Source organism: Nocardia sp. NPDC004711 (assembly GCF_053601595.1).
Genome location: NZ_JBSGCB010000078.1, coordinates 21,191 through 31,027 on the forward strand (window position 1 = coordinate 21,191; position 9,837 = coordinate 31,027).

A 9,837-nucleotide genomic window follows, 5' to 3' on the forward strand; every position below is an offset into this window, starting at 1 on the left:
CCCGACTTGCGATGGACCGCCGCCGTCAAAGGACCACTCTCAGTCGTTTCCACGAGCGATCGATATGAGAGCGCATGGCCGCCTCAGCTAGGATAGGGTCGCGTCGTTGGATCGCCTCGAGAATGAGCTGGTGCTCTACGATCGCGGCATCGGCCACCTCCGCGTCGCGTCGCACGCGAAACAGATGGAGATGAATGTGCAGGCGCGATAGATTGTCCTGCAGGATCCGGTTGCGGCTCGCTTCGCTCACTAAGGCGTGAAACCGGGCGTCGATGACGGCGAATTTGCCGTATCTCCGGTTTTCGGCGCCCGCTTCCATCTCGTGCAGCAGCGATGCCAGTTGGCCGATGTCGGCGCGATCCGCATGTTCGGCCGCCCATCGAGCAGCCGCTGGCTCGAGAATGGCACGCACGGCGAACAGTTGCTCGAACGCGGTGGCATCGAGTCGCTGGGCTGCGCAGTACCCGCGTAAGTGTTGCCTGTCGACCAGGCCCTCGGCCTCCAAGCGCGTGAGCGCCTCTCGAATCGGCGTCTGCGAGACCTCGTATCGGCGCGCCAGATCGTCGACCGTGATCCGGTCGCCGGGCTCGATCTCCAGTGAGGTCAACGAATCGAGTAAGCGTTGATAAACGTCGGACGATAGAGGAAAGGGAGCCCCGACCTCGTGCGCTACAGCATTCTGTTTCATTCGGTATGCCTTGAGATCACCAGTCGACTGCGATGTACTTGGCTTCCATGAACTCGAGGATTCCGTCGTGCCCACCCTCACGGCCCAGGCCGCTCTGTTTGACCCCGCCGAACGGCGCTGCGGCGTCGGACACGAGCCCACGATTGATCGCCACCATCCCGGACTCAAGGCGCCCGGCCACCCGCAAACCCCGACGCAGATCGGAGGTGTAGATGTAGGCCGACAGGCCGTACTCCGTAGCGTTGGCGGCAGCGATCGCCGCGTCTTCGTCGTCGAAGGCGGAAATGCTCGCCACCGGTCCGAAGATCTCCTCGCTCACGATCGCGGCCGCAGCGGGGACATTGGTAAGGACGGTAGGCGGATAGAACGATCCCGCACCCGACAGTAGGTCACCGCCCGTGACAACCTCCGCGCCCCGTGACACGGCGTCAGTAACCAAGGCGTGGACCTTCTGCACGGCGGTGTCGTTGATAAGCGGACCGCACTGGGTGGACTCGTCGAGGCTGGGCCCGAGCTGAATGGCTGCCATCCTCTTGCCGAGCCGCTCGCCGAGTTCCGCAGCTACCGAACGATGGGCGTAGATCCGGTTGGCAGCAGTGCACGCTTGCCCGCCGTTCCGCATCTTAGCGATCATCAGCCCCTCTATAGCCTCATCCAGGTCGGCGTCGTCGAACACGAGAAAGGGCGCGTTGCCACCGAGTTCCATCGCGCATTTGAGCACCTGATCAGCCGCCTCGTGCAGCAAGTGCCTGCCCACCTCGGTCGAACCGGTGAATGACAGGGCACGCACACGTGCGTCGTGCAGCATCGCGGAGACCACCTCGCGGGTACGACGGGTTGTCACCACGTTAATCAATCCTGCGGGGACACCAGCCTCCGCGCACAGCTTGGCGATGAGGTAGGCGGTCAGTGGGGTCTCGGTGGCGGGCTTGAGCACGGTCGCGCAGCCGGCGGCCAGCGCGGGAGCGATTTTCCGTGTCGCCATCGCCGCCGGGAAGTTCCAGGGCGTGATCAGGACGACAACCCCCACTGGTTCATACTGGACCAGGATCTTGTTAGTGCCGGCGGGCGCGGTCGAGACGTGTCCAACCGTGCGCACCGTCTCCTCCGAGTACCAACGGAAGAACTCCGCGGCGTAGGCGACCTCGGCGCGCGCGTCCGCGAGTGTCTTGCCGTTTTCGAGAGCGATGAGACGGGCGATTTGTTCGGATCGCTCCATCATCAGATCGAAGCACCGGCGCAGAATCTCAGCACGCTGTCGCGGGGCGGTCTCCCGCCACGACTGCATCGCTGCATGTGCGGCTGTCACCGCGGCCAGAGCGTCGGTCTCCGATGCGTCATCCACTCGTCCGCACTCGTCGCCGGTGGACGGTGCAAACACTGGAATTGGGTCACCCCCGGAGCCGGGTGGTGTGGGCAACCCGTTGATCCAGAGCTGATACTCCGTATTCAAGTCAAGACTGGTCGTCATCTCGGTCCTCCAGGTCGGTCAGGGCAGGTAGTCGTCGAGAATGGACATATCTCCCGCATGAGCGGCCGCCGCGATGGCCGTAAGCGACTCCACGGTCAACTCACGCGGGTTGTTCTCAACCAGACGTCGTGCGGTCGCTGCTCGCGCCGCGATCCAGGTGTGCATCCCTGGGCTCACGCCGAGTTCGGCGAGCGTGGGCGGAATGCCGATCTGCGCCAGGAGCGCCCGCACGGCATCGATGGCCTGATATGACAGGCTCTCCACATCGTCACTGTCATGGGCGCCCAGGGCCAGTGCGATCTCGGCAAACTCGGGCACGCGTGCTGGCCGGTTGAAAGCCATCACATAGGGCAGCAGGGCGCCGATCCCGGCCCCGTGCGGCGTATGGGTCAGCGCGCCCACCGGGTACTGCAAGGCATGAGCCGCGGCGGTGCCTCCCGTGCCCAGCGCCAAGCCGCCGGCCAGCGCGGCGAACATCATGTCGTCCCTGGCGGTGCGCAGTCTGGTGGCATCACGGTCACCGACAACGGCGTCCCGCAGACTGCGCCCCACCGCACGAACGCCCGCCAGCGCGTACAGATCCACCAAGGTGCTCTTGCCGATGAAGACGCGTTCTGTAGGCAGCATCGCGGTGGGCTCCCGGCCAACTGCTGTGAACGACTCGATACAGTGCGACAGCGCGTCGGTGCCCGAGACTGCAGTCAGCGATGGCGGTGCGGAATCGGTGAGCTCGGGATCGCACAGAGCAACGGTCGGGATGAGATACGGACTGGAAATGCCGACCTTCATTTCCCGGTTCGAATCACTGACGACGGCGATGGGTGTCGCTTCGGATCCGGTTCCGGCGGTGGTGGGCAGGGCGATGACTGGGACCGTCGGACCGGGAACGGCGAATTCGCCGTAGTAGTCCTCTGGGATACCGCCGTGGGTAAGTAGTACCGCGAGGACCTTGGCGAAGTCCATCACGCTTCCGCCGCCGACAGCGATGATCACATCCGGCTCGTGTTCGATCCACTTAGCGGCGGCGACGGCGTCGTCCACAGGCAGCTCGGGCTGGACCGAGCTGATCACACGCACCGTTACATCACTCTGCTCGAGCAGAGCCTTCAGCTCGGTGAAATCTGCCTCAACAGCCATTCGCTCGTCGGTGACAAGCACAGCTCGAGACGTGCCGAGCGGCAGATGAGTGGGCAGCGACCGGCGAACACCACGACCGATCAGCACGGAGGGAGGCTGCCGTAGCAAGCCCATTGGTGTGTTCACTTCAGAGATCCTTTGGTGGACGGTACGGATGCCAACGCTTGAAGCTCTGCCCACAGCGCCTCCGGTAGGGACAGGCCAGCGGTGAGCGCCGCTTTCCTGCGCGCAGCCCCACGATCGCCGGGCACGCTGACCGGCGTGTGGGGATCAGTAGGTGGAGAGTTCCGCACCTCGTCGAGATATGCGGCGACCGCGCGCTGGGCACCTGGCGGCACTTCGGCGACGATGAAAATATCACCTTTGGTGCTGAAGTGGTCGTCATCGAGGGTTCCGCGAACATCGCGGCCCAGCGCCGTCTGGGCCAGTGCCGCGACCAGCACCTCAAGGGCGATGCCCAGCCCGTACCCCTTCGCCCCACCGAAAGGCGCAATGGCCCCCACCTTGGCCCGCTCCGCGTCGACGGTCGGACACCCTGCGGCGTCGACCGCCCAGCCCGCCTCCAGCGGTCGGCCCGCCGCCGCGTAGGCGTGGATCTTGCCCATGGACACGGTCCCGGTCGCCATATCGAACACAAGCGGATCGCCATCGGACGGCACACCGATGGCCAGCGGATTCGTCCCGAGCATCGCGCGCCAGCCACCCCAGGGATGCACGAGCGCCTCGCTCGTCGTCGACGCGATCAGAATCTGTCCGTCGGATGCGACCTTCTCCGCGTAGTAGGCCAGCATGCCAATGTGGTTATTGTTTTTGATTGCTGCAGCCGCTACCCCGGTCGACCTGGCCCGCTCGGTGATCGCTGCGAGCGCGTTATGTGCAATCACCGCTCCGAAGCCGTGTTCGCCATCCACCTCCAGCAAAGCGCTACGTGTCCAGCTCGAGCGGCCCTCGGTACCAGGATCGAGGACCCCGGACGCGATCCGGCGCACAAGCCGCGGCAACCGCAGCAACCCGTGAGACGGATGGCCACGCAAATCGGCGTCGATCAGCAGGTCGGCCTGCAGCTCCGCGCTCCGCAGCGATGCACCATGATCCTGTAGGATTCTAGTCGCCAACGCAAAAGCTTCATCGAAAGATATCCCCGAACTAGCCGACTTCATGGCATGATCGTATCGGATTTTCGGGATGTGCACGAGATGATCGGTGATAGTTCGCACTCTGCGGCCTCATGAGTCGCTCAGGACCAGTCGGCGCAGGGACAGCTCATCGACGACACCGGACAAGTGACTCACGTTGAGTTCACCCATGTCGGGCTCATGGCGATCGAGCGCGCCCGCGATTTGCAAGTGACCGACCCGACCGGGCGGCAGGTCGAGACGCAGGGTCGTGGTTAGGCCCTCCGCGATCTGGCAGTGTCGAGCTGGACCTTGAGATTGGCGGCTCCCACCTGTGCTTGGACCGTGGCGTGGGCCTCGGCCTGCCCGCTGAGGAAGCAGCCGGGCATGTCGCGGCCGTTGATCGGCTGGATCAGGATATCGACGTCCAGTGCAGCGGCCCGCTCCACAGCCCAAGCGAGATTGGCGAGGTGAAGTGTCGCGATGCTTGGCCAACTCCACGGGCGCTACGTCCGGCTGCACCAACCCGGCCATCACGTGCACCCTCGGGCCGCCCAGCACCGTGGCATACTCCAGCGCCTGGTCGATCCCGCGGGATGGAGATCCTCACGGCCAATCCCTCACCGAGAACCGAAGATTGGCCAACTTCTACCGCGGACAGGGCTTCACGTTGATGATGCGCGGCGCACCGCTGAACTTCGCATTGGCTGGGCGGATTCTCGGGCGGGCCGGTACCACTGTCCGCGCGGACGTCGATGCGGCTGGTCGGCGCGGTGCCGGTGGTTGCGGGTTAGCGGGGTTAGCGGAGGTCGTCGGTGCCGCGCGGGCTGGAGACCGTGGTGGTGGCGCGATTGCTGGCCGCGTGTGACCGGACGACGGTGGTAGGTCGACGCGACTATGCGATCCTGATCGTGCTGGCGCGGTTGGGGTTGTGTGGCGCCGAGGTCGCGGATCTGCAGCTGGGCGATATTCGACGAACCGGGTGTGTTTGGAAGTCGAGCATTCCCACCCGCGGATCGGTCCGGCGTAGGCGTCGATCACGAACGCGGTATACACAAATACCCCGGCCACCAACCGGACATAGACATCCCACGCGAGCCGAGCCGCTCGGGCAACGGCCGCTGGGTGTGTTCTGGTAGGCGTCCCGGAACGCGATGGCCGCGCCCGAACCGGTCAGCGCCCCTGGGCACGTGCACCGCTTTGAGCGCGAGATGGCGGTGCAGAAACGCCAGCTCGAACACAGCTGCCCTGACGTGGGCGAGCTCGAAGTCGAGCACCATCAGTCCATCCGTGCCGACCAGCACGTTCTTCGGTGAGAAGTCGCCGTGCACCAGGCAGTCGCGCCGCGCGTCCAGTTCGCCGGCCAGGTCGGTGACCCGCGCGCCGCGACCGCACGGTGCGCGGCGGCGACCGCGTGGTGGAACGGCGCGAGGCGAAGCTGTCGCAGCGCCTCGTAGTCCGCGAACCGCGCTGCGGCCGCGCGGTCGCCCAGGTCTGGTCGTGCCAGGTGCTGAGAACCCGGCCGAGCGTAGCCGCGGTGCCCGCGTGGTCGACAGCCGGATCTTCGACAGCGCCGAGCAGCACGTCCTTCCACGATCGCCAATGCGCGGGCGCCCCCGACATGACCACGGTCTGGTGCTCCGGGTGGGCCTCGTAGAGCCGCGGCGTGTAGTCGGGGGTGATGCCGTGCAGCAGCTCCAGCGCAGCCGCCTCGGTCATCGCTCGCTCCGGCTTGGCCCGCCAGGCACCGCGGACTAGCAGGCGATCCAGCGCCCGCTTTACCACGATCCGCACCGGCGGCACCTCGACCAGCACGGTCTCGGCCGAAACTCCGCCAGACAGCCGGGTCACCCGCGCCGTCGGACCGTCCAAATCTCCTGACGCCGCCGACAAGTCAGCTGCGGGCATGGCGCACCCACCTCCTGCGTGTATGGAAACCGCGCGCCCCATGCGGGGGGCGAACGGATCCGACAGCATCGGGCGGTTGCTACCAGGTTCCACAAACTCGCAGTCCGTTACCAGGCTTCGATCCACGTCGCGGTCATCAACCAATGGCTTCGGCATTCGTGAGGACGGGCCACAGGCTCGCCCTCATAACTTCGAGACAGAACCTAGGCGTGTCGACCAGGCCCCCGTCGACCCCGACCGACGTCGATACGCTGCCGCGTTTTCAGTGTAGAAACTTCTCGAAAGCGCAGGTCGACAAGGTCATCGTGAAAGTGCAGCTGGCCGAAGGACTTCGGACGGTCCCGAATATCACCAGCAGGTCGGGCAGGATGTTCGGCGGTGTATGTACAAAGGTCACCGACTGCCCCTCTAAACCGTACCGGCGAAAGATCTGGTCAAACGGCACGGCAGACGCCCAGCTGCCGTCAAGGTGGACTGGGAGCAGAACCCCAGCTGAAGCGACTTTTGACCCAGGCCGAGGCGGGAGAAGGACGCGCCGAGACCGTCCGGGTCGGCGCCACAACGCCGCCGCCGCTGCCACGGCCGACGAGTTCACCTCGCATCGGAGCATCCCGCTGACCCCGCCAACTTGCACGGTTTTCCTCAACCGCGCCACAGAAATAGGTATGCCTCGGGCAATTCGACCCTCGCGGTAACACTCAGCGCGAGACAGGCTGTAGGCGACACAGCAGGCGGCACAGGGCAGGGTTGCATGTATCTACAGGAACCACAGAATTCGCGACACGTCAGCAACATCATCGAGCGGCAAGGCCGGACTACCCTGATGATTCAGGGTTGCACGACCTGCGCGACGCTACTCGTGCCGGTGACCACTCTGTTCACAAACAATGCCAGCCCGCGACCGCCGACAGAATCGGCGCCTTCGTCCGGCAGGAGGGAAGCCTCGTGGACTCTCCGACACGCGCACGGCCAGGCCTCCCGACTCGTCGACCTCTCAGGCTCTCGGACGGCACAAAAATTGAAAATTTGGTGTGCTGCAACGAAGTTGATTCTGCCGCAGCTTGCCATAACGCTCCATCAACACCGGCATCCTGCCGTGAACTGTGACACCGCAACGGCGACAGATGAGGTAACAAAGAAGTGCCCCAACCGCTTTCATCTCGACACGATCGATCATTCACAGGCGCGCCCACCGTCGTGACGACAGTGACGATACGTCGGCGGCGCAAATCGGCACACCGGCCGAGCCCTTGGGAGTGACCATCGCTATGCGACGGCTGGACGTCGTCGTGCCGTTCCGGGCATGGCGAGAAGTTGAATTGGAGTTAGTGAACGTGCGTATCGAAGTCGATGAGGACAAGTGCGTGGGTGCTGGTCAGTGTGTGCTGGCCGCGGTGGAGGTGTTCGATCAGCGCGAGGAAGACGGTGTCGTCGTGCTGCTCGATGACGCTCCGCGTGCTGAGTTGTATCAGGCGGTACGGGAGGCTGCGATGTTGTGCCCTGCTGCCGCGATTCGAGTCGTCGAGTGAGCGGCTGGCTCGACCGGGTGGTGGTCGTGGGAGCATCGGTGGCCGGTGTGGCGGTGGTGGAAACGCTGCGCCGCCTCGGGTTCGATGGTTTGATCAGCCTCGTCAGCGACGAAACGCCTTCGCCCTACGACCGGCCGCCGCTGTCGCCGCGGCCCTCGACCGCCTGCGGGTGGACACGCGATTGGGCACCCGCGTAGTCACGCTGGATCTGGATGAACGCACCGTCGAGCTGCACGATGGTGAACACCTGCTCTACGACGGGCTCATTATTGCGACAGGTGTTGCGCCGCGCTGCCCGTCAGACGGACACGACTTGGCCGGAGTGCACGTGCTGCGCACCGTCGAGGACGCTCTCGCCTTGTGCTGACCTGCACGCAGGGCAGCGGCTTAGTCGTGATCAGTGCCGGCTTTCTCGGCTGCGAGGTCGTGGCTGGCCGCCGCCCGGAAGCTCGGCGTATCTGTGAGCATCGTCGATCCGCTGCCTATTGATGGCCCCCGGCCGTAGGCCGCCGTTACGAGAGTTGAGGGCTCGGTTGGATGGCGCGCCAGAGCATCTCATACTCGGCAGGGCTGAGGCAGCCGACATAGCTGTGCCGATGCTGCATGTTGTAGAAGTTGTCGATGTAGTCGGCGCGAGTGGGAGGCACCCGGTGAGCGGTTTCCACCGCTCCGGCAATCTTCGCCCCGAGGCGCAGCGCCTGATCCAATGGCAGCGGGCCGCGGCTGCGGATCCGGACCTCAAGCGAATCTCGCGGATGATATGGCATCACGATGTAGGGAAACCCGCTACCGGTGGTCCCGACCTGCAGAATGTGGACGATATTCGGGTGCTCGGTCAGCTGGCCCATTGCTTGCTGCTCCCGGAAAAAGCGCGCCTGGCTCTCCTCGTCGAGTGTGACGGTCGGTACTTCAACCGCCACCACGCGATCCAGCCCCTTCTGGGTGCAGCGGTAGACTACTCCGAATCCGCCGCGGCCGATTTCCACGGCATCCTTGAAAGCGGCATTTCCCAGCTCTGCGGCTGGGGCGGATGCCGCTGAGTGTCGAGTGGATCACCCATCGGAACGGTCCACTCACTCCGTCGGCTCGTATCTCTTCGCGCACTGGACCCGACGGCACGGCCAGCACACTCAATCCGGAATTCACCCCCCGGGTGACTGGGCCCGGGCTGGTCTTGGCGATGAACCTGGTGGTCCAGTATCGGAGGGTTTCACGCGTGGCACATCGGTAGTCCTGAGAAGGCGAATCAACACCGCAGCGGCAAGTCGGCGTTGCGATGTTCCTCGGCCCAGGGTATGGGCAGGGCGCGAGGTCACCGAGACAGACGGTGTGCCTTAGAACTCCTAACAGAATGGGGCTGGTGGGGGGAATGATGCGGGATCGGTTGGTGTTCCTTCTGTGTCGCCTGTGACTGGAGGTATACGACGGCACAACGAAGGCCCTGGGAGATCGACGACCGGTTGTGGAAGCGCATCGAGCCCCTGCTGCCGGTGATTCCCCGCAAAACACACCATCCCGGCCGCAAACGGCTCGATGACCGAAAAGTCTTGTGCGGCATCTTGTTCGTGCTCTACACCGGCATACCCTGGGAGTTCCTGCCCCAGGAACTGGGTTACGGCTCGGGCATGACCTGCTGGCGGCGGCTGCGGGACTGGCACCAGGCCGGGGTCTGGCAGCGGTTGCACGAAACACTGCTGGCCGAACTGAACGCCGCCGAGGCGCTGGACTGGTCGAGGGCGGTGATCGACGGCTCCCACGTGCGGGCGCTCGAAGGCGGCCCAAAACAGGGCCGAGCCCGGTCGACCGTGCCCGGACCGGCTCGAAACACCATCTGATCACCGACACGCATCCCATCCCACTGGCGGTCACGTTGACCGGCGGCAACCGCAACGACGTCACCCAGCTCATGCCCTTGATCGAGGCAATCCCTGCGGTGCGGGGACGGCGCGGGCGTCCCCGCCGGCGCCCGGACGCTGTCTACGCCGACCG

General features: G+C 64.9%; 9 protein-coding genes and 3 pseudogenes. 4 read left to right on the plus strand and 8 right to left on the minus strand.

Going from position 1 to position 9,837, the window contains the following annotated elements; translation table 11 throughout:
- Nucleotides 1–25 precede the first annotated feature (25 nt).
- The 7 genes and pseudogenes from ACWEKS_RS43660 to ACWEKS_RS43690 all read right to left on the minus strand — a co-directional run bounded on the left by ACWEKS_RS43660 (nt 26) and on the right by ACWEKS_RS43690 (nt 5,742).
- The gene (locus ACWEKS_RS43660; protein WP_452345594.1) at nt 26–688 is read right to left on the minus strand and encodes a GntR family transcriptional regulator; all 663 of its coding nucleotides are present in this window, start codon (nt 686–688) and stop codon (nt 26–28) included.
- Between the two features lie 16 nt (nt 689–704).
- On the minus strand, nt 705–2,159 hold the full coding sequence (locus ACWEKS_RS43665) for an NAD-dependent succinate-semialdehyde dehydrogenase (protein WP_452345595.1): 1,455 nt from the start codon (nt 2,157–2,159) through the stop codon (nt 705–707).
- Between the two features lie 18 nt (nt 2,160–2,177).
- The gene (locus tag ACWEKS_RS43670) at nt 2,178–3,383 is read right to left on the minus strand and encodes an iron-containing alcohol dehydrogenase (protein ID WP_452345596.1); all 1,206 of its coding nucleotides are present in this window, start codon (nt 3,381–3,383) and stop codon (nt 2,178–2,180) included.
- A 35-nt stretch (nt 3,384–3,418) separates the two neighbouring features.
- Nucleotides 3,419–4,456 (minus strand): Ldh family oxidoreductase, encoded by a 1,038-nt coding sequence (locus tag ACWEKS_RS43675; RefSeq protein ID WP_452345597.1) that lies wholly within the window; start codon nt 4,454–4,456, stop codon nt 3,419–3,421.
- Nucleotides 4,457–4,686: 230 nt separating this feature from the next.
- Complete coding sequence (locus ACWEKS_RS43680) at nt 4,687–4,860, minus strand: hypothetical protein (protein WP_452345598.1); 174 nt, start codon at nt 4,858–4,860, stop codon at nt 4,687–4,689.
- A 487-nt stretch (nt 4,861–5,347) separates the two neighbouring features.
- A pseudogene (locus ACWEKS_RS43685) lies at nt 5,348–5,494 on the minus strand (IS3-like element ISMysp3 family transposase); the annotation flags it as partial.
- Nucleotides 5,449–5,742: a phosphotransferase gene (locus ACWEKS_RS43690; protein ID WP_452345599.1), complete on the minus strand. Its 294-nt coding sequence runs from the start codon at nt 5,740–5,742 to the stop codon at nt 5,449–5,451. The gene ACWEKS_RS43690 and the pseudogene ACWEKS_RS43685, both read right to left, overlap by 46 nt.
- Nucleotides 5,743–7,653: 1,911 nt before the next feature.
- On the opposite strand from ACWEKS_RS43690, the gene ACWEKS_RS43695 reads away from it, so the two are divergent.
- Genes ACWEKS_RS43695 through ACWEKS_RS43705 form a run of 3 tightly spaced genes read left to right on the plus strand, consistent with a single transcriptional unit; the run spans nt 7,654 to nt 8,215 of the window.
- Nucleotides 7,654–7,848, plus strand: a complete 195-nt coding sequence (locus ACWEKS_RS43695; RefSeq protein ID WP_452345604.1) for a ferredoxin — start codon at nt 7,654–7,656, stop codon at nt 7,846–7,848.
- Nucleotides 7,845–8,045, plus strand: a complete 201-nt coding sequence (locus tag ACWEKS_RS43700; RefSeq protein WP_452345600.1) for an FAD-dependent oxidoreductase — start codon at nt 7,845–7,847, stop codon at nt 8,043–8,045. The genes ACWEKS_RS43695 and ACWEKS_RS43700 overlap by 4 nt, the downstream gene beginning before the upstream one ends.
- Nucleotides 8,030–8,215 carry an FAD-dependent oxidoreductase gene (locus tag ACWEKS_RS43705; protein WP_452345601.1) on the plus strand — a complete coding sequence of 62 codons (186 nt, stop codon included), beginning with the start codon at nt 8,030–8,032 and terminating at the stop codon, nt 8,213–8,215. The genes ACWEKS_RS43700 and ACWEKS_RS43705 overlap by 16 nt, the downstream gene beginning before the upstream one ends.
- Before the next feature lie 277 nt (nt 8,216–8,492).
- Here ACWEKS_RS43705 and ACWEKS_RS43710 read toward each other — a convergent pair.
- A pseudogene (locus ACWEKS_RS43710) lies at nt 8,493–8,908 on the minus strand (protein kinase domain-containing protein); the annotation flags it as partial.
- 388 nt (nt 8,909–9,296) lie between these two features.
- Between ACWEKS_RS43710 and ACWEKS_RS43715 the strand changes: the two are divergent.
- Nucleotides 9,297–9,837: pseudogene (locus ACWEKS_RS43715) on the plus strand (IS5 family transposase); the annotation flags it as partial.

What these genes read in the sequence shown, in the direction of transcription:
- ACWEKS_RS43675 (WP_452345597.1), bottom strand. Translation starts at nt 4,456, where the DNA reads ATGAAGTCGGCTAGTTCGGGGATATCTTTCGATGAAGCTTTTGCGTTG.
- ACWEKS_RS43660 (WP_452345594.1), bottom strand. Translation starts at nt 688, where the DNA reads ATGAAACAGAATGCTGTAGCGCACGAGGTCGGGGCTCCCTTTCCTCTA.
- ACWEKS_RS43665 (WP_452345595.1), bottom strand. Translation starts at nt 2,159, where the DNA reads ATGACGACCAGTCTTGACTTGAATACGGAGTATCAGCTCTGGATCAAC.